The following is a 19607-nucleotide window of genomic DNA, read 5'->3' on the forward strand; positions in this document are numbered from 1 at the left end:
GCAGGCCATGACCCAACGACAACCCAAAGAGGGGTTCAACCTCTCCAAATGGGCGCTCGACCACCCGGCGCTCACCCGCTACCTCATGGTGGTGCTGATGCTGCTGGGCTTTGCAGCCTATTTCCAGCTGGGGCAGGATGAAGACCCGCCCTTTACCTTCCGGGCCATGGTGGTGCGCACCTACTGGCCGGGCGCCACGGCGCAGCAGGTGGCCGAGCAGGTGACCGACAAGATCGAGCGCACGCTGCAGGAGGTGCCCTATGCCGACAAGATCCGCAGCTATTCCAAGCCCGGTGAGTCGCAGATCATCTTTCAGATCAAGGACTCGTCCAAGGCCAGCGAGGTGGCCAACGTCTGGTACACCGTGCGCAAGAAGGTGGGCGACATGCGCTACACCCTGCCGGGGGGCATCCAGGGGCCTTTCTTCAACGATGATTTTGGCGATGTGTATGGCGTGATCTATGCGCTCGAATCCGAAGGCTTCAGCTATGCCGAACTGAAAACCTTTGCCGACGATGCGCGCCAGCAGCTGCTGCGCGTGCCCGATGTGGCCAAGGTCGAGCTGTTTGGCGTGCAGGACGAAAAGCTGTTCATCGAGATCTCGCAAAAGCGCCTGGCCCAACTGGGCCTGGACATGAGCCAGGTGCTGGCCCAGCTGGGGCAGCAAAACGCGGTGGAGAGTGCCGGCGCCTTCCAGACCCCCCAGGACCAGGTGCAGGTGCGGGTGGGCGGGCAGTTCAATGCCATTGAAGACCTGCGCGCCATGCCGATCCGGGGGCCGTCGGGTGCGCAGCTGCGCCTGTCGGACATTGCCGAAGTTCACCGCGGCTATGTGGACCCGGCCACCGTGAAGGTGCGCCACCAGGGGCAGGAGGTGATCGCGCTGGGCGTTTCCATGGCCAAGGGCGGGGACATCATTGCGCTGGGCAAGGCACTGCACGCAGCCACCGACCGCATTGGTGCCAGGCTGCCAGCGGGGGTGAAGCTGGTCAACGTGCAGGACCAGCCCAAGGCGGTGGCCAGCTCCGTGAATGAGTTCGTCAAGGTGCTGATCGAGGCCGTGGTCATCGTGCTGGTGGTGAGCTTCGTCAGTCTGGGGCTGCACAAGCGCCCCGGCAACCAGCCGCTGTGGAAACGCTGGTACATCGACCCGCGCCCCGGCCTGGTGGTGGGCATCACCATCCCCATGGTGCTGGCTGTGACTTTCCTGGCCATGTGGTACTGGAATATCGGCTTGCACAAGATTTCGCTGGGTTCGCTCATCATTGCGCTCGGTCTGCTGGTGGACGACGCCATCATTGCGGTCGAGATGATGGTGCTCAAGCTCGAAGAGGGCTACGACAAGGTGCGCGCCGCCACATTTGCCTATGAGCTCACCGCCATGCCCATGCTCACGGGTACGCTGATCACGGCGGCCGGGTTTTTGCCCATCGGCATCGCCAAATCCATGACCGGCGAATACACGTTTGCCATCTTTGCCGTCACGGTGATTGCGCTGGTGCTCAGCTGGATCGTGTCGGTGTACTTTGTGCCCTACCTGGGCACGCTGCTGCTCAAGGTGCCGCCCCATGTGCTCGCGGCGCAGGCCAGCCAGGGCATTGCCGACGATCCGCACGAGGTGTTCGACAGCCCGTTCTACACCGCCTTCCGTCGGCTGGTGCATTGGTGCGTGGAGCACCGCTGGCTGACCATCGGTGCCACGGTGCTGACCTTTGCGCTGGGCATTGCGGGCATGGGCAAGGTGCAGCAGCAGTTCTTCCCGGATTCGAGCCGCCCCGAGATCCTGGTGGACATCTGGTTCCCCGAAGGCACCTCTTTCGCGGGCAACGAAGAAGTCACCAAGCGCGTGGAGCAGCGCCTGCTCTCCGAGCCGGGCGTCAGCACCGTGAGCGCCTGGGTGGGGTCGGGCGTGCCGCGGTTCTACCTGCCGCTGGACCAGGTGTTCCCGCAGACCAACGTGTCGCAGTTCATCGTGCTGTCGCAGGATCTGAAGGTGCGCGAATCCCTGCGGGTGGCGCTGCCTGAATTGCTGGCGAAAGAATTTCCGGAGGTGCGTGGCCGCGTCAAGCTGCTGCCCAACGGGCCACCGGTGCCATACCCCGTGCAGTTCCGCGTGGTGGGGCCCGATCCGCTGGTCCTGCGCGAGCGGGCGGACGAGGTGAAGGCGCAGCTGCGCCAGAACCCCAACATGCGTGGCGTGAACGACAACTGGAACGAGTCCGTGAAGGTGCTGCGCCTGGAAGTGGACCAGGCCAAGGCGCGTGCACTGGGCGTGACCAGCCAGTCCATCGCCCAGGCGTCTAAGACCATCCTGTCGGGCATGCAGGTGGGCCAGTTCCGCGAGGGCGACAAGCTCATCGACATCGTGCTGCGCCAGCCGCTCGAAGAGCGCAACGCCATCACCGACATCGCCAACGCCTATCTGCCCACGGCCTCGGGCAAGTCGATTCCGCTCACGCAGATCGCCAAGCCCGTGTTCACCTGGGAACCTGGCGTGATGTGGCGCGAGAACCGCGACTACGCCATCACCGTGCAGGGCGATGTGACCGAAGGCCTGCAAGGTGCCACCGTGACGGCGGCGCTGCTGCCGTCCCTCAAGGAGATGGAGGCGAAGTGGCGCACCGCAGGGCAAGCGGGCTATCGCATCGAGGTGGCGGGCGCCGTGGAGGAGAGCTCCAAAGGCTCGGCGTCGATTGCGGCGGGCATTCCTATCATGCTGTTCATCACCTTCACCCTGCTCATGCTGCAGCTGCACAGCTTCAGCCGCGCGATGCTGGTGTTCCTGACCGGGCCGCTGGGGCTGGCGGGCGTGGCGGCAGCGCTGCTGCTGCTCAATCGTCCGTTCGGCTTCGTGGCGCTGCTGGGTGTGATCGCGCTCATGGGCATGATCCAGCGCAACTCGGTGATCCTGATCGACCAGATCGAACAGGACCGCGCCCGGGGCGTGCCCGCCTGGGACGCCATCGTGGAGTCGGCGGTGCGGCGCTTGCGCCCCATCGTGCTCACGGCCGCTGCCGCCGTGCTGGCCATGATTCCGCTGTCGCGCAGCGTGTTCTGGGGGCCGATGGCCGTGGCCATCATGGGCGGGCTCGTCGTTGCCACGGTGCTGACATTGCTGGCCCTGCCAGCCATGTATGCCGCCTGGTTCCGGGTGCGGCGCCCGGTTCCCGAGCTGGCATGAGCGCCGGGATTCAAAGCGCCTGCCGCATCAGGGTAAAATAGAAGGTTGACCGATTTCACACAGGCGGCAGCCCAACTTGCCGCCTGTTTGTTTGTAGAACCGCGCGGGTGGCGAAATTGGTAGACGCACCAGGTTTAGGTCCTGACGCCAGCAATGGTGTGGGGGTTCGAGTCCCCCCCCGCGCACCACCCATGTGAGACTTTGCGGAACACGGCGCCGCTGCGCTGCAGCCAGCACGATCCACATTCATACGAGGAAGAGCGATGTCCGTTACTGTTGAAACCCTTGAGAAGCTCGAGCGCAAGATCACGCTGAGCGTGCCCCTGACCACCATCCAGACCGAAGTCGATTCCCGTCTGAAGCGCTTGGCCCGCACCGTGAAAATGGACGGTTTCCGTCCTGGCAAGGTGCCCATGAACGTCGTCACCCAGCGCTACGGCTACTCGGTGCAGTACGAAGTGCTGAACGACAAGGTGGGCGAGGCCTTTGCCGTGGCCGCCAACGAGGCCAAGCTGCGCGTGGCCGGCCAGCCGCGCATCACCGAAAAGGAAGGCGCCCCCGAAGGCCAGGTCACGTTCGACGCCATCTTCGAAGTGTTCCCCGAAGTCAAGATCGGTGAGCTGGCGGATGCGGAAGTGGAAAAGCTGTCCGCCGAAGTGACCGATGCCGCCATCGACAAGACCATCGACATCCTGCGCAAGCAGCGTCGCAGCTTTGCCCAGCGCGCCATCGACGCTGCGGCACAAGACGGCGACCGCGTGACCGTGGACTTCGAAGGCAAGATCGATGGCGAGCCCTTTGATGGCGGCAAGGCCGAAGACTTCCAGTTCCTGGTGGGTGAAGGCCAGATGCTCAAGGAATTCGAAGACGCCGTGCGTGGCATGAAGTCGGGCGAAAGCAAGACCTTCCCCCTGGCATTCCCCGCCGACTACCACGGCAAGGATGTTGCCGGTAAAACCGCCGACTTCCTGGTCACCATCAAGAAGATCGAAGCCGCCCACCTGCCCGAAGTGAACGATGCCCTGGCCAAGTCGCTGGGCATTGCCGATGGCTCGGTGGAAGGCCTGCGCGCCGACATCAAGAAGAACCTGGAGCGCGAAGTCAAGTTCCGCCTGCTGGCCCGCAACAAGGCAGCCGTGATGGACGCCCTGGTCGCCAAGGCCGAACTCGACCTGCCCAACGCCAGTGTGCAGGCTGAAATCGCCCGTCTGCTGGAAGGTGCCCGTGCCGAGCTCAAGCAGCGCGGCATCAAGGACGCCGATAAGGCGGAAATCCCGGAAGACGTGTTCCGCCCCCAGGCTGAGCGCCGCGTGCGTCTGGGCCTGGTGGTGGCCGAACTGGTGCGCGCCAACGAACTGCACGCCAAGCCCGAGCAGCTCAAGGCCCATATCGACGAGCTGGCTGCCAGCTACGAGAAGCCTGAAGACGTGGTGCGCTGGTACTTTGGCGACCGCCAGCGCCTGGCCGAAGTCGAGGCGGTGGTCATCGAGAACAATGTGACCGATTTCGTTCTGGGCAAGGCCAAGGTCGTTGACAAGGCGGTGTCGTTCGACGAACTGATGGGCCAGGGCTGAGGCCGGGCCATCGGGAGCGCGTTCCTTGCGGATGATCTCGCGGTAGCCACCCATCAGGGGCTTGTGCTTTTGTGCACAAGCCCCAATTCATTTCTGGATACAGTATCTGCTTGACTGGAGAAACAATGAGCGCACTGGAAACACAAGGCTTGGGCATGGTCCCCATGGTTATCGAGCAGTCGGGCCGCGGTGAGCGGTCCTACGACATCTATTCGCGCCTGCTGAAGGAGCGCGTCATTTTCCTGGTGGGCGAGGTCAATGACCAGACGGCCAATCTGGTGGTGGCGCAGTTGCTGTTTCTGGAAAGCGAAAACCCTGAAAAGGATATTTCTTTCTATATCAACTCCCCTGGTGGCAGCGTGACGGCTGGCATGTCGATCTACGACACCATGCAGTTCATCAAGCCGGATGTTTCCACGCTGTGCGTGGGCTTCGCCGCCAGCATGGGCGCATTCCTGCTGGCCGCCGGTGCCAAGGGCAAGCGCTTTTCGCTGCCCAACTCCAAGGTCATGATCCATCAGGTGCTGGGCGGCGCACGCGGCCAGGCTACCGACATCGAGATCCATGCGCGCGACATCCTGCGTACCAAGGACCAGATGAACCGCATCCTGGCCGAGCGCACGGGCCAGTCGCTGGAAAAGGTCAAGGCAGACACCGAGCGCGACTACTTCCTCACGGCCGACGAAGCCAAGGACTACGGCATCATCGACCAGGTGATTCACAAGCGCTCCTGAGTCGGCCCCTGGTGGCCGCGCGGCGTTTTCCCACAGGGAAGACGCCGTTTTTTATTTGGTTATCATCCCGACAACTTTCCGAAACAAGGCATTGCCCCCATGGCCGAGAAAAAAGGCTCTTCCAGCGAAAAAACCCTTTACTGCTCTTTCTGCGGCAAAAGCCAGCATGAAGTGAAGAAGCTGATCGCCGGCCCGTCGGTCTTTATCTGCGACGAGTGCATTGACCTGTGCAACGAGATCATCCGCGATGAGCTTCCAGCCGGTGATCTGGCGCGTGAAGGCCGCAGTGATCTGCCCACGCCGGTGGAAATCAAGAAGAATCTTGATAACTATGTCATTGGCCAGGACCAGGCCAAACGCACGCTGGCGGTGGCGGTCTACAACCACTACAAGCGTCTGCGCCACAAGGACAAGGCCCACAAGGATGATGTGGAACTGGCCAAGAGCAATATCTTGCTGATCGGTCCCACGGGTTCGGGCAAGACACTGCTGGCGCAAACCCTGGCGCGCATGCTGGACGTGCCCTTCGTCATGGCCGACGCCACCACGCTGACCGAGGCAGGTTATGTGGGCGAGGACGTCGAGAACATCGTTCAGAAGCTGTTGCAAAGCTGCAACTACGAAGTCGAGCGGGCCCAGCGTGGCATTGTCTATATCGACGAAATCGACAAGATATCGCGCAAGTCGGACAATCCCAGCATCACGCGCGACGTGTCGGGTGAGGGTGTGCAGCAGGCGCTGCTCAAGCTCATCGAAGGCACCATGGCCAGCGTCCCGCCCCAGGGTGGGCGCAAGCATCCGAACCAGGATTTCCTGCAGATCGACACGACCAACATCCTGTTCATCTGCGGCGGCGCGTTCGCAGGGCTGGAAAAGGTCATCGAAAACCGCACCGAAGCCTCGGGCATCGGCTTCGGAGCATCGGTCAAGAGCAAGAAACAGCGCTCGCTGTCCGAGGTGTTCACCGAGATCGAGCCCGAAGATCTGATCAAGTTTGGCCTGATTCCCGAACTGGTGGGGCGCATGCCCGTCGTAACGGCACTGGCCGAACTGAGCGAAGACGCGCTGGTGCAGATACTGACCGAACCCAAGAATGCGCTGGTCAAGCAGTACAGCAAGCTGCTGGCCATGGAGGGTGTGGATCTGGAGATTCGTCCCGCTGCCTTGAAGGCCATTGCCCGCAAGGCGCTCGCCCGCAAGACAGGGGCCCGCGGCCTGCGCTCCATCCTGGAACAGGCGCTGATCGGGACCATGTTCGACCTGCCCAACACCAGCAACGTCGAGAAAGTGGTGTTGGACGAATCCACCATCGAAGAAAACAAGCCCCCTTTGCTGGTGTACCGCGAGGCCGCCAAGAAGGCTTGAGAAGCCCGGAGCGGGCGCCATGCTGCGACCCCCGAATCATCAACCCTTGCAACAGCGCGGCCGCGCGCAAGGGTTGAAAATCCCCACATGTGGACCATATTCCACAGAGCACTTTGAGGATTTCCATGTCCGGACATAACCCCCTGCCAGCCACCCCCATTGATCTGCCGCTGTTGCCGCTGCGCGACGTGGTGGTGTTCCCCCACATGGTCATCCCGCTGTTCGTGGGACGCTCCAAAAGCATCAAGGCGCTGGAGCTGGCCATGGAGTCCGACCGCCGCATCATGCTCGTGGCCCAGAAGGCCGCGGCCAAGGATGAACCCTCGGTCGAAGACATGTTTGATGTGGGTTGCGTGTCCACCATCCTGCAGATGCTCAAGCTGCCCGACGGCACCGTCAAGGTGCTCGTAGAGGGCCAGCAGCGTGCCCTGGTGACATCCATTGCGGATGCCGAGACGCACTTCACGGCCACCGTGGCACCTGTCGAGCAGGACCAGGAAAAGCACAAATCCAGTGAAATCGAGGCGCTTCGCCGTGCCGTGATGCAGCAGTTTGACCAATACGTCAAGCTCAACAAGAAGATTCCACCCGAGATACTGACCTCGATCTCCAGCATCGATGATCCTGGCCGCTTGGCCGATACCATCGCCGCGCATCTGCCCCTGAAACTGGAAAACAAGCAGGTGGTGCTGGATCTTTCCGACGTCAAGGCACGCCTCGAGAACCTGTTCGAGCAGCTGGACCGTGAAGTGGACATCCTGAATGTCGACAAGAAGATCCGTGGGCGCGTGAAGCGCCAGATGGAAAAGAACCAGCGCGACTTCTATTTGAACGAGCAGGTCAAGGCCATTCAGAAGGAGCTCGGTGAAGGGGAAGAGGGCGCCGACGTAGAAGAGATTGAAAAGAAGATCAAGCTGGCCAAGATGCCGGCAGAGGCCCGCAAGAAAGCAGAGGCCGAGTTCAAGAAGCTCAAGCTGATGTCGCCCATGTCGGCCGAAGCCACGGTGGTGCGCAGCTATATCGATGTGCTCACGGGCCTGCCCTGGAGCAAGAAGAGCAAGATCAAGCACGACCTCGGCAATGCCGAAGCCGTGCTCAATGAAGACCATTTCGGTCTCGACAAGGTCAAGGATCGCATCCTTGAATACCTTGCGGTGCAGCAGCGTGTGGACAAGGTCAAGGCGCCCATCCTGTGCCTGGTGGGGCCACCGGGCGTGGGCAAGACCTCGCTGGGGCAGTCGATTGCCAAAGCCACCGGGCGCAAGTATGTGCGCATGGCGCTGGGCGGCATGCGCGATGAGGCGGAAATCCGCGGGCATCGCCGCACCTACATCGGAGCCATGCCCGGCAAGGTGTTGCAGAGCCTGGGCAAGGTGGGGGTGCGCAATCCGCTGTTCCTGCTGGATGAAATCGACAAGCTGGGCACTGATTTTCGAGGTGACCCGTCGAGCGCACTGCTGGAGGTGCTGGATCCCGAACAGAATCACACCTTTGGCGACCACTATGTGGAGGTCGATTTCGACCTGAGCGATGTCATGTTCGTGGCGACATCCAACTCCATGAACATTCCGCCCGCCTTGCTTGATCGCATGGAGGTGATTCGACTGTCGGGTTACACCGAAGACGAAAAAACCAGCATTGCCATGAAGTACCTGCTGCCCAAGCAGCTCAAGAACAATGGGGTCAAGGCTGAAGAACTCCTCATCACCGAAGCCGCCGTGCGCGACATGGTGCGCTACTACACCCGCGAGGCCGGGGTGCGCTCGCTGGAGCGTGAACTCTCCAAGATCTGCCGCAAGGTGGTGAAGGGGCTGCAGTTGAAGAAGCTGACCCCGCAGGTGGTGGTGAATGAGGACAATCTTCCCGACTTTCTGGGTGTGCGCAAGTACACCTATGGCCGTGCGGAGCAGCAGAACCAGGTCGGACAGGTGGTCGGGCTGGCATGGACGGAGGTGGGGGGCGATCTGCTCACCATCGAGGCGGCCACCATGCCGGGCAAGGGCGTCATCACCCGCACGGGTTCGCTGGGCGACGTGATGAAGGAATCCGTCGAGGCCGCCCGCACGGTGGTGCGCAGCCGTGCACGCATGCTGGGCATCAAGGATGAAGCCTTCGAAAAGCGCGACATCCATATCCACGTGCCCGATGGCGCGACGCCCAAGGATGGCCCCAGCGCAGGTGCCGCCATGACCACTGCGTTCGTCTCGGCGCTCACGGGAATTCCGGTGCGCGGCGATGTGGCCATGACGGGGGAAATCACCCTGCGCGGCGAGGTCACGGCAATTGGCGGGCTCAAGGAGAAATTGCTGGCTGCCTTGCGCGGCGGCATCAAGACCGTGCTGATTCCTGAAGAGAATGTCAAAGACCTGCAGGAGATCCCTGATAACGTGAAAAGCGGGCTCGAGATCGTGCCGGTCAAGTGGATCGACAAGGTGCTGGAAGTGGCGTTGGAGCGCAAACCTGTCGCCTTGAGCGAAGAAGAAGCGGCCGTGGTGGTGGCGTCGGCAGCAGAAAAATCAGCCGGAGGCGTGGCCAACGCCGATCCATTGAAACATTGATGCAAAAAATGCTGGCGCACCCCGAAAATTGCGCTACAATTCATTCCATCGCAGCAAACGTTGTACAATGTGAGGCTTCGGTAAAATGCGGGAATAGCTCAGTTGGTAGAGCGCAACCTTGCCAAGGTTGAGGTCGAGAGTTCGAGACTCTTTTCCCGCTCCAATTTCCACAAAAAGGGAAGCAGATGCTTCCCTTTTTTGTCAGGGAAGCGCGATTTTCTGGCGCGGTAGCAAAGCGGTTATGCCCCGGATTGCAAATCCGGTTAGTCCGGTTCGACTCCGGACCGCGCCTCCAGAACACCATTGGTTCAGACCAGTGCATCAAGGTCCTTAGGGGCCTTTTTTGTCGGTTCGGTGGAATCAGAGAAGTGTTTTTGAAAATTTCTCCGAGTTCGCTGAAGAGGCAGAAAATGGCGCTATAATTTGAGACTTGCTGATGCACACTGAAGGTGACTGAAGAGTGCAAAAGTAAATGCGGGAATAGCTCAGTTGGTAGAGCGCAACCTTGCCAAGGTTGAGGTCGAGAGTTCGAGACTCTTTTCCCGCTCCAGATATGCAAGGGAAGCTTCGGCTTCCCTTTTTTCTTGGTGGTGGCGATATGTCGGCGGTGCTGGCATGGCCCTCACTGGATACGACAGGGGCATTGCGTGTCCGCGCGCCCCGGGTTACGCTGCGATGCAGGTGTGCGTTGGGCAGCCGGCGCCCCGATGGTGAAATTGGTAGACACTGCGGACTTAAAATCCGCCGCTTTCCTGAAAAGGGGCGTGCCGGTTCGACCCCGGCTCGGGGCACCACTACGATTCAATCATGTCAAGTTACAACGCTCCCTTTGAAATTCATGTCCACGGACAGGTCCAGCTGCGTGCCGACGCGAGCTTCGAGCAGCTCCAGGATGCGCTCAAACCCCTTTGGAAATATGCCGGAGCCCGCTCGCTGGCCGATGGTGCGGCGAGCGCCTACGAAGAAGAGCCCGGCATCAAGTTCGACCCGCAAGAGCACATGCTGCAGATGTGCTGGACGGTGCGTGGCGATGAAGATTTCCGCCAGTCGCTCGATGAGATGTGCATGAGCCTCAACGAGCTGGCCGAACTGGGCGCCGCCATCGAGGTGACGTTCTACGATGCCGATTTCGACGAAGACGAGGAAGACGACGGCACCGAGTCGCGTGACGATTTCGTGATGCTGTTCGTCGGCCCCACGCCGGCGGCCATCATGCAGGTGCAGCGTGACCTGCTGGTGCAGGATGTCGTGAACATGATGGAGCGCCACTTTGACGGCGCCGAGCTCGGTGGTGTGGTGGCCGAGATCGACAAGCTGTTCACACAGCGCTTCGATGCCCTGGTCAATTCACTCGAAATCGGCAAGCCTCCGCGCGGGTCGGGCGGGCCAGGTGGCTCGGGCGGCGGCCACGGTGGCGGGCGCCGGCCACGCCACCTGCACTGAAAACGCAGATTCAGCGGCTGCGGCGGGCCAGAGGCCTTGCCCTGCGCGCTGTGCAGAGCAGTCCCTGCCGGTGATTCCATGACAACCGATCTGCCCTACCTGCGCAGCTACGCCCCATCGCTGCAAGACCAGGCCCGGCATGTGCTGGGCCTGGGGCAGCTGGGCGCGGTGCTGCTGCGCAAATATCCCCAGCCCCACGCGGTGCGCAGCGACAAGGCCTTGTACGACTACGCCACGGAGCTCAAGTCACGCTACCTGCGCAACGCAGGCACGGTGAACAAGGTGGTTTTTGACAGCAAGATCCATGTCGTGCGCCATGCGCTGGGGTTGCATACCTCGGTGTCACGCGTGCAGGGCAACCGCCTGGCGGCCAAGCATGAGATCCGCATTGCGGCGATGTTCAAGCAGGTTCCGGACGAGTTCCTGCGCATGATCGTGGTGCACGAGCTGGCCCATCTGCGCGAAAAGGACCACGACAAGGCGTTCTACCAGCTGTGCGAGCACATGGAGCCGCAATACCACCAGTACGAGTTGGATGTGCGCCTGTACCTCACGCACCTGGAGCATGCGGGCGAGCGCTTGTGGGCGGCGCAATAGCGATCAATTCAATCGCCTCTGGCGCTCCATTCATCGGCGCTACAGCCTGATTGGATCGGCATTCAGGGGATGGCAACGGTGCCACAGCAGTCGGGCGGCAACTGCAGCCAGCGCGCGGCCGCCGCCTGCAATGGTGCGAGGGCACCCGTGGTGAGCAACCGGATGGGGGTGGGTATCTGGGCGGCCGCATCCTCCGGCGCCAGCAGCGCATCCTTGTGCAGCAGGCGCCGTGTCTGCCGGGCCACCGGCTCGCCGGTTTCGATCAGCCGCACCTGCGGGCCCACCAATGCGCGCAGATCGTCCACCACAAACACATAGTGCGTACAGCCCAGCACCAGCGTGTCAATCTCGCCCGGTTCAGTGCCAAACTGGCCCATGGCACTGATGTAGCGTGCGCACAGCGCTCTGGTTTCTGTTGCGGACGGGTCGGTGGCCAGGGGCAGCGCCGTGCTGTGCTCGATGGCGCGGGCCAGGCCATCGCAGGGCTGGACCACGAACTCGGCCTGCCCGGCCAGCGAAGCCAGCAGCCTGGAAAATTTGCCACTGCTCAGCGTGCTCCGCGTGCCGATGACGCCGATGCGCCCGGTTTGGCTCAGCGCGACTGCCGGCTTGAGGGCGGGCTCCAGGCCCACCAGCGGCAGGTCGGGCTGGCTGCTGCGCACTTCATGGATGGCGGCGGCCGTGGCCGTGTTGCAGGCCACCACCAGGGCCTTGATGTGGTGCTGCTCGCGCAGGTAGCGCGTGATGGCATGGGTGCGGGCGCATACAAAAGCGTCGCCACGTGCGTCGCCGTAGGGCGCATTGCCGCTGTCGGCCAGATAGACAAAGCGCTCGTGGGGCAATTCGGCCTGCAGTGCCTGCAGCACGCTCAGGCCCCCGATGCCACTGTCGAAAACGCCAATGGGTTGCGCGGCAAGGTTCATGGTGTCAGGGCGAACAAGAAAAGGCGGCATGGCGGCGGGCACCCGCAGTGCGCGGGTGGCCCCTGTGGGCTACAGGCTCGCCGCCATGCCTGGCGGCATCAGGCGGCCGCGACTTCAATGCCCTTGAATTCACCCGTGGCGATGCGCTTTTGCCACTCGGCCGGGCCGGTGATGTGCGCGCTGGTGCCACCCGAATCCACGGCCACGGTGACGGGCATGTCCACCACGTCGAATTCGTAGATGGCTTCCATGCCCAGGTCTTCAAAGCCCACCACCTTGGCGGTCTTGATGGCTTTTGACACAAGGTAGGCGGCGCCGCCCACGGCCATCAGGTAGGCACTCTTGTGGTTCTTGATGGACTCGATGGCCACGGGGCCGCGCTCGGCCTTGCCGATCATGGCGATGAGGCCCGTCTGTTCCAGCATCATGTCGGTGAACTTGTCCATGCGCGTGGCGGTGGTCGGGCCGGCGGGGCCCACGGCCTCGTCACGCACGGGATCGACCGGGCCCACGTAATAGATCACGCGGTTGGTGAAGTCCACGGGCAGCTTCTCGCCCTTGGCCAGCATGTCCTGGATGCGCTTGTGCGCGGCATCGCGGCCGGTGAGCATCTTGCCATTGAGCAGCAGGGTGTCGCCGGGCTTCCAGCTGGCCACTTCTTCCTTGGTGAGCGTGTCGAGGTTGACCTTCTTGCTCTTGTTGTAGTCGGGCGTCCAGTCGACGTTGGGCCACAGGTCCAGGCTCGGGGGCGTGAGGTAGACGGGGCCCGAGCCATCCATCACGAAATGTGCGTGGCGCGTGGCGGCGCAGTTGGGGATCATGGCAATCGGCTTGCTGGCCGCGTGCGTGGGGTACATCTTGATCTTGACGTCGAGCACCGTGGTCAGGCCGCCCAGGCCCTGCGCGCCAATGCCCAGGGCGTTGACCTTCTCGAACAGCTCCAGGCGCAGGGCCTCAACCTTGTCGAGCGCGGGGCCGCCGGTCTTGGCGGCTTCGGCCTTGGCCTGCAGCTCGTACATGTCCAGGTCGTCCATCAGGCTTTCCTTGGCCATGAGCACGGCCTTCTCGGCCGTGCCACCGATGCCGATGCCCAGCATGCCGGGCGGACACCAGCCGGCGCCCATGGTGGGCACGGTTTTCAGCACCCAGTCGACCACGCTGTCGCTGGGGTTGAGCATGTACATCTTGGACTTGTTTTCCGAGCCGCCGCCCTTGGCCGCCACGGTGATGTCCACGGTGTTGCCGGGCACGATCTCGGTGAAGATCACGGCGGGGGTGTTGTCCTTGGTGTTCTTGCGGTCGAACTGCGGGTCGGCCACCACGCTGGCGCGCAGGGTGTTGTCGGGGTGGTTGTAGCCACGGCGCACGCCTTCGTTGATGGCGTCGTCCAGGCTGCCGGTGAAGCCTTCCCAGCGCACGTCCATGCCCACCTTCAGGAAGACGTTGACGATGCCGGTGTCCTGGCAGATGGGGCGCTGGCCGGTGGCGCTCATCTTGCTGTTGGTCAGGATCTGGGCAATGGCGTCCTTGGCGGCGGGGCTTTGTTCGCGCTCGTAGGCGCGGGCCAGGTGCGCGATGTAGTCGGTGGGGTGGTAGTAGCTGATGTACTGCAGCGCGGCGGCGATGGACTCGATCAGGTCGGCTTGGCGAATGGAGGTCGTGGTCATGGCAGGTGGGGTCCGTGGGAAAAATCGCGAACCCGAATTATCCCCCTGCGGGCTTGCGCGGCGCTGTCAGGGGTTGATGGAGGCTCCCGTGGGCGGAGGCGGTGGCCCAGGGGGGTGGCGCAAAGCCGGGTGAGGTGGGTATGCTGCGCCCTGGTGGCTCGACCCTTTCTTCATTCGCTCGCAGAGCGGCAAGGCACAAGCGTGATGACATCCCGACCTGACGCAACCGCAGTCCGCACCGAAAAAGACAGCTTCGGTCCCATCGACGTGCCCGCCCAGCGCCTATGGGGCGCGCAGACCCAGCGCTCGCTGCAGCACTTTGACATCTCGGGCGAGCGCATGGCGCCGGAGCTGATCCGCGCCCTGGCCCAGGTCAAGCGCGCCAGCGCCTATGTGAACAATGCCCTGGGCCTGCTCGATACCGCCAAGACCACGGCCATCGTGGCGGCGGCCGACGAAGTGATTGCCGGCGGCCACCTGCAGGAGTTTCCGCTGGTGGTGTGGCAGACCGGATCGGGTACCCAGACCAACATGAACATGAACGAGGTGCTGGCCAACCGCGCCAGCGAGTTGCTGGGTGGCCCGCGCGGCGAGGCGCGGCTGGTGCACCCCAACGACGAGGTGAACAAGAGCCAGTCGAGCAACGACGTGTTTCCCACGGCCATGCACCTGGCCGCCGTGGATGCGCTGGTGCACCGGCTGCTGCCCGCCCTGCAGCAGCTGCGCGCCACGCTGGCGGCCAAGGCGGCAGCCTTTGACGGCATCGTCAAGATTGGCCGCACCCACCTGCAGGACGCCACGCCGCTCACCCTGGGCCAGGAGATCTCGGGCTGGGTGGCGCAGCTGCAGCACGGCGAGCAGCATGTGCGCGCCGCATTACCGCATTTGTGCGAGCTGGCCCTGGGCGGCACCGCCGTGGGCACCGGGCTCAATGCGCCTGCCGGCTATGCCGTGGCCGTGGCCCGCGAACTGGCCGACCTGACCGGGCTGTCCCTGGTCACCGCGCCCAACAAGTTCGAGGCCCTGGCCAGCTGCGATGCGCTGGTGCATGGCCACGGTGCGCTCAAGACCCTGGCCGCCAGCCTGATGAAGATTGCCAACGATGTGCGCTGGCTGGCCAGCGGCCCGCGCAGCGGGCTGGGCGAGATCACCATCCCCGAGAACGAGCCCGGCTCGTCCATCATGCCGGGCAAGGTCAACCCCACGCAGTGCGAGGCGCTGACCATGCTGTGCGCCCAGGTCATGGGCAACGACGTGGCCATCAACTTTGGGGGCGCGTCGGGCAACTTCGAGCTGAATGTGTTTCGCCCCCTGGTGATCCACAACTTTCTGCAGAGCGTGCGCCTGCTGGCCGACGGCATGGCCAGCTTCGACCACCATTGCGCCCAGGGCATCGAGCCCCACCGCGCGCGCATGGCCGAACTGGTGGAGCGTTCGCTGATGCTGGTGACGGCCCTGAACACGCACATCGGCTACGACAAGGCCGCGCAGATCGCCAAGAAAGCCCATACCGAAGGCAGCAGCCTGCGCGACGCGGCGATTGCCTCGGGCCATGTCACGGCCGAGCAGTTTGACGCCTGGGTAGTGCCCGAGGACATGGTGGGCCGATAGCTGAGAATACCCAGGACACGGCGTGCCGCTGGGTATGGAGCAATATAAAAAATAGCTCAATGCGCTTGTGGATAAAGCGCTGCAGTCTGGTCTGGCTGAACTTTTGCACGCTACTTCGCCGCCGCAAGCGCCTGCGCGATCCAGCCGTCAAAAGTCTTCTGGTGTGCCTTGATCCAGCCATCGGTGTGGCGCGCCACATCGCTGGCCTTGTTTTCGCCCCGGCCCATGCGCAGGTTCTGGGCGTTGATGTCCGCCACCGGCAGCTGCATCACCTCAAACAGCCGGGCTGCGGCCGGGTTCTGCTCGGCAAAGGCCTTGTTGGCCACGATGTGCTGTTGGTTCACCTTGAAGCCATAGTTTTTGCCGTTGGGCAGGCGTGTGTCCTCGCCTGCCGCAGCGGGGGTGTCGGGCACTTCCAGCCAGACCACATCGGTGCCAGGGCGCAGCACGGCGCTGACCCAGTAGGGCATCCAGGTGTAGTAAAGGATGGGCTGGCCCTGCTTGAAACGGGCGATGGTGTCGGCGATCAGCGCGGCGTAGCTGCCTTGCTTGTGGCTGATGGAGCCGCCCAGCTGGTAGGCCTTGAGGTGGCGTTCGATGGCCAGCTCGCAGCCCCAGCCGGGATTGCAGCCGGTCAGGTCGGCCTTGCCGTCGCCGTCGGTGTCGAACAACTGGGCGAGCTTGGGGTCCTTGAGCTGGGTGATGTGGGTGATCTGGTACCGCTCGGCGGTCTTCCTGTCGATCAGGTAGCCCTGGGCGGCGTTGTCGGAGTACACGCCCTTGCGGTAGAGCTTGGCATCGCCGCCGCTGTTTTGGTAGAAGTCCGCGTGCAGCAGGTTCCAGTGGGTGGCCATGAAGGTGGCGTCGCCACTGGCGATGGCCAGGTGCTCGGTGGCGGGCTCCAGGTCTTTCATGGGCTGGACGTCATAGCCCAGTTTTTCGAGGGCGCGCGCGACCAGCAGGGTCTGGAAGGCCTCTTCGGCGAGCGAGCTCTTGAGGGGCTGCACGCGCACGCCCTTGCCGGGCAGATTCTGTGCATGGGCGGCGCCTACCAGGCCGATGGCCAGCAGGCTGGTGGCGAGGGCGGTCCTGGCGGCGTGGGCGAAAAGTGTGTGGCTGGTCATGGTTGCGGACTCCTTGAATGGGGATCGGAACAATCGGCGGATGGACTTGGCGGGCCAGGCACGGCCGCCTTCTAGCGGCGCGCTGGTGCCAGCCGGGCCGTGGCCTCGGGCGGCGCCGACGTTGCGGGCGCGCTGGTTGCTGTGGTGGTGGGGGCGGTGGCGCGGCGCAGCAGGCGCCAGGCCATGCCGGCGGGGCCGGTCTGCCACCAATGGCGCACGCCCCGGCGCGGCTGGCCCATGGCCTGGGTGATGCGGTCCAGCATGACGGCCAGCAGCACAATGCCCAGGCCGCCCACGGTGGCCAGGCCCATGTCCAGGCGGCCAATGCCGCGCAGCACCATCTGGCCCAGCCCGCCCACGGCGATCATCGAGGCGATCACCACCATCGACAGCGACAGCATCAGCGCCTGGTTGATGCCCGCCATGATGGACGGCAGCGCCAGCGGCAGCTGCACCTTGACCAGCATTTGCCAGGGCGATGCACCGTAGGCCCGCGCGGCCTCGATGAGGTCGGGGCGCACCTGGCGCAGCCCCAGGTTGGTCAGCCGCACCAGCGGCGGCAGCGCGAACACGATGGTCACGATCACGCCCGGCACGTTGCCAATGCCAAACAGCATCACCACCGGCACCAGGTACACAAAGGCCGGCGTGGTCTGCATGGCATCCAGAAACGGGCGCATCCAGCGCTGGGCGCGGTCGCTTGCCGCGAGCACAATGCCCAGCGGCAGACCGATCACGATGCAGAACGCCAGCGAGGTCAATACCAGCGAGAGCGTGACCATGGCATCGGACCAGATGCCCAGCAAGGCCACCAATAGCAGCGCGGCCACGGTGCCCAGGGCGATGGCGCGGCCCGCGAACTGCCACGCCAGCAGTCCCATCAACGCCACCATGGCCAGCGTGGGCACGCTGGTGAGCAGACCTTCCACCCAGGTCAGCGTGCCGTCAATCGGCGCGCGCACGGTCTGGAAGAACGGGCGGAAGTTCTGCACCACCCAGCCCAGACCTTCGTTGATCCACGCCTGCACGGGCAGGGAGCCGTCCCACAGTGGCCCCGCCTGCCAGGCGTCGGTTGCGGCATCGCTGCCGGCCGATGGGATGGTTGTTGCTTGCGCCGGGGCATCCAGCCAGCTGCTGTCGGCTGCGGTGGCGGTGTCCGCCGGGGCGGCGCCCCAGGGGTTGGTGCTGTCGGCGGGGGGGGCCAGGGCAGGCGCATCCAGTGCTGCCGCAGGCTGGTCCCACGGGGTGACGGCCGGACTGGATTCACTGGCCGTCGCCCACGGATCGGTGTCGGCCGGCGGTGGCAGCGCAGAGGTCTCGGGTGTGGACAGTGCATCGTTCATGCGAGGCTCCTTTCTGGTGCAAGGATTGCCACGGGGGGTGGCGAGGGCGGAACCGGCGGGGTGTCGCGGTCCAGAAACTTCAGCAGGGTGGTTTTGCTGACGGCGCCCTGAAAGTGGCCTTGGGGCCCCACCACCGGCAGGGCGCAGGGCGCCTGTGCCACCTGGCCGAACAGGTCGGCCACGGCCGCGTCGGCGGCAATGGGCTCCACGTTGGGCAGAAAGGCATGCTGCAAGCCCAGCGGCCCCACATGGCCGTCCAGCGCGGTGCGCAGCGAGTCGGCCGACACGGTGCCCAGGTAGCGCTGCGTGGGGCTGATCACGTAGGCGAAGTCGCCGTCCTGTTCTTCCAGCTGCTTGAGCGCGGCGCGCGAGCCCCGGTCGCTGTGCTCGGACACCACGGTGAAGCGCTGGCGCGCAATATCGCCCGCCTTGAACACGGCGGCGGCATCCACGCCGCGCACGAAGCTGCGCACGTAGTCGTTGGCGGGGTTGCGCAAAATATCGTCGGGCGTGCCCACCTGCACCACCTGGCCGTCTTTCATGATGGCGATGCGGTCGCCGATGCGCATGGCCTCGTCCAGGTCGTGCGAGATGAAGACGATGGTGCGCCGCTTGACCTGCTGCAGGCGCAGCAGCTCGCTTTGCATCTCGGTGCGGATGATGGGGTCCAGCGCCGAGAAGGCCTCGTCCATGAGCAGGATGGAGGGATCGGACGCCAGCGCGCGCGCCAGGCCCACGCGCTGCTGCATGCCGCCCGAAAGCTCGTCGGGGTAGCTCGCGCCCCAGCTGGCCAGGCCTACCTGTTCCAGTGCCAGCGCGGCCTGCGCCTGGCGTTCGGCCCGGCCCACGCCCGCCAGTTCCAGGCCGAGGGCAGTGTTGTCGAGCACGTTCATGTGCGGCATCAGCGCGAACGACTGGAACACCATGCTGATGTCCTTGCGCCGCAGTGCGCGCAGTTGCCGGCTTGTCAGGCGGCTGATGTCGGTACCGTCCACCAGAATGCGGCCGGCACTGGGTTCGATCAGCAGATTGAGCAGGCGCACCAGGGTGGATTTGCCCGAACCCGACAAACCCATGACCACGAAGATTTCACCGGCTTCGATGGTGAAAGTGGCGTCGAACACGCCGATCGAGTGGCCGGTGCGCTCCAGAATCTCCTGCTTGCTGCAGCCCTGGCGAACCAGTTCCAGTGCCTTGTGCGGCGCTTCGCCGAAGATTTTGAATACATGGTCGATGGTGATTTTTTTTGCCACGCTGGTGGATCTCCCTCGTTGAACGGATGGAACACAGCCCTGTCGCCATGGGCGAGCAGGTTCGGAGCCCAAGCGAAACCCTGATGCGGCGGCCGACCCCGGCTGCGATCAGCAGGGGAGGGCAGGAAAAGGAAGAACCCTGGCAAAGCCAGGTCGGCCCGAATGGCACGCAAGGCGGTGCGCAAGGGCCTGAGGGTGTTCCGCGGGAGCCGGGACAGGGCTCATGGACCACGG

The 19607-nt window shown here is 63.8% G+C and carries 13 protein-coding genes and 5 tRNA genes; 13 read left to right on the plus strand and 5 right to left on the minus strand.

The features are described from left to right. The first annotated feature begins 7 nt into the window (after positions 1 to 7). From BLW02_RS07430 to BLW02_RS07485, 12 genes are all read left to right on the plus strand, one after another. Positions 8 to 3181 (plus strand): efflux RND transporter permease subunit, encoded by a 3174-nt coding sequence (locus BLW02_RS07430; protein ID WP_092697726.1) that lies wholly within the window; start codon positions 8 to 10, stop codon positions 3179 to 3181. A gap of 101 nt (positions 3182 to 3282) precedes the next feature. Beyond that, positions 3283 to 3369, plus strand: a tRNA-Leu gene (locus tag BLW02_RS07435). A 75-nt stretch (positions 3370 to 3444) separates the two neighbouring features. Next, complete coding sequence (gene tig / locus BLW02_RS07440) at positions 3445 to 4755, plus strand: trigger factor (protein ID WP_092697727.1); 1311 nt, start codon at positions 3445 to 3447, stop codon at positions 4753 to 4755. 125 nt (positions 4756 to 4880) lie between these two features. After that, a complete protein-coding gene (gene clpP, locus BLW02_RS07445; RefSeq protein ID WP_026435932.1) occupies positions 4881 to 5489 on the plus strand; it encodes an ATP-dependent Clp endopeptidase proteolytic subunit ClpP in 609 nt (202 codons plus the stop codon). 99 nt (positions 5490 to 5588) lie between these two features. Continuing rightward, positions 5589 to 6854: an ATP-dependent Clp protease ATP-binding subunit ClpX gene (gene clpX / locus BLW02_RS07450; RefSeq protein WP_092697728.1), complete on the plus strand. Its 1266-nt coding sequence runs from the start codon at positions 5589 to 5591 to the stop codon at positions 6852 to 6854. A gap of 125 nt (positions 6855 to 6979) precedes the next feature. After that, positions 6980 to 9412: an endopeptidase La gene (gene lon, locus BLW02_RS07455; RefSeq protein WP_092697729.1), complete on the plus strand. Its 2433-nt coding sequence runs from the start codon at positions 6980 to 6982 to the stop codon at positions 9410 to 9412. An 87-nt stretch (positions 9413 to 9499) separates the two neighbouring features. Continuing rightward, positions 9500 to 9575: transfer RNA gene (locus BLW02_RS07460), tRNA-Gly, on the plus strand. Between the two features lie 58 nt (positions 9576 to 9633). After that, positions 9634 to 9707: transfer RNA gene (locus BLW02_RS07465), tRNA-Cys, on the plus strand. A gap of 179 nt (positions 9708 to 9886) precedes the next feature. Continuing rightward, positions 9887 to 9962, plus strand: a tRNA-Gly gene (locus BLW02_RS07470). A gap of 151 nt (positions 9963 to 10113) precedes the next feature. Beyond that, a tRNA-Leu gene (locus tag BLW02_RS07475) sits at positions 10114 to 10206 on the plus strand. A gap of 13 nt (positions 10207 to 10219) precedes the next feature. Next, the gene (locus BLW02_RS07480; RefSeq protein ID WP_092697730.1) at positions 10220 to 10855 is read left to right on the plus strand and encodes a DUF6806 family protein; all 636 of its coding nucleotides are present in this window, start codon (positions 10220 to 10222) and stop codon (positions 10853 to 10855) included. Positions 10856 to 10933: 78 nt separating this feature from the next. Next, positions 10934 to 11452: a M48 family metallopeptidase gene (locus tag BLW02_RS07485; protein WP_092697731.1), complete on the plus strand. Its 519-nt coding sequence runs from the start codon at positions 10934 to 10936 to the stop codon at positions 11450 to 11452. A 62-nt stretch (positions 11453 to 11514) separates the two neighbouring features. On the opposite strand, the gene murI is transcribed toward BLW02_RS07485, so the two are convergent. After that, on the minus strand, positions 11515 to 12375 hold the full coding sequence (gene murI, locus BLW02_RS07490; RefSeq protein ID WP_092697732.1) for a glutamate racemase: 861 nt from the start codon (positions 12373 to 12375) through the stop codon (positions 11515 to 11517). Positions 12376 to 12473: 98 nt separating this feature from the next. Next, positions 12474 to 14042, minus strand: a complete 1569-nt coding sequence (locus BLW02_RS07495; protein ID WP_026435711.1) for a fumarate hydratase — start codon at positions 14040 to 14042, stop codon at positions 12474 to 12476. A gap of 204 nt (positions 14043 to 14246) precedes the next feature. On the opposite strand from BLW02_RS07495, the gene fumC reads away from it, so the two are divergent. Next, a complete protein-coding gene (gene fumC / locus BLW02_RS07500) occupies positions 14247 to 15653 on the plus strand; it encodes a class II fumarate hydratase (protein ID WP_092697733.1) in 1407 nt (468 codons plus the stop codon). Between the two features lie 110 nt (positions 15654 to 15763). Here the strand turns inward: fumC and proX are convergent, their stop codons facing one another. From proX to proV, 3 genes are all read right to left on the minus strand, one after another. Then, positions 15764 to 16777 carry a glycine betaine/L-proline ABC transporter substrate-binding protein ProX gene (gene proX, locus BLW02_RS07505; RefSeq protein WP_092697734.1) on the minus strand — a complete coding sequence of 338 codons (1014 nt, stop codon included), beginning with the start codon at positions 16775 to 16777 and terminating at the stop codon, positions 15764 to 15766. Between the two features lie 71 nt (positions 16778 to 16848). Beyond that, entirely contained in the window at positions 16849 to 18120 is a 1272-nt protein-coding gene (gene proW / locus BLW02_RS07510) for a glycine betaine/L-proline ABC transporter permease ProW (RefSeq protein WP_092697735.1), read from the minus strand. Then, complete coding sequence (proV, locus tag BLW02_RS07515) at positions 18117 to 19373, minus strand: glycine betaine/L-proline ABC transporter ATP-binding protein ProV (protein ID WP_092697736.1); 1257 nt, start codon at positions 19371 to 19373, stop codon at positions 18117 to 18119. The genes proW and proV overlap by 4 nt, the downstream gene beginning before the upstream one ends. Positions 19374 to 19607 lie beyond the last annotated feature (234 nt).

Origin of the sequence: Acidovorax soli (genome assembly GCF_900107605.1) — a bacterium.
Lineage (GTDB): Bacteria > Pseudomonadota > Gammaproteobacteria > Burkholderiales > Burkholderiaceae_C > Acidovorax > Acidovorax soli.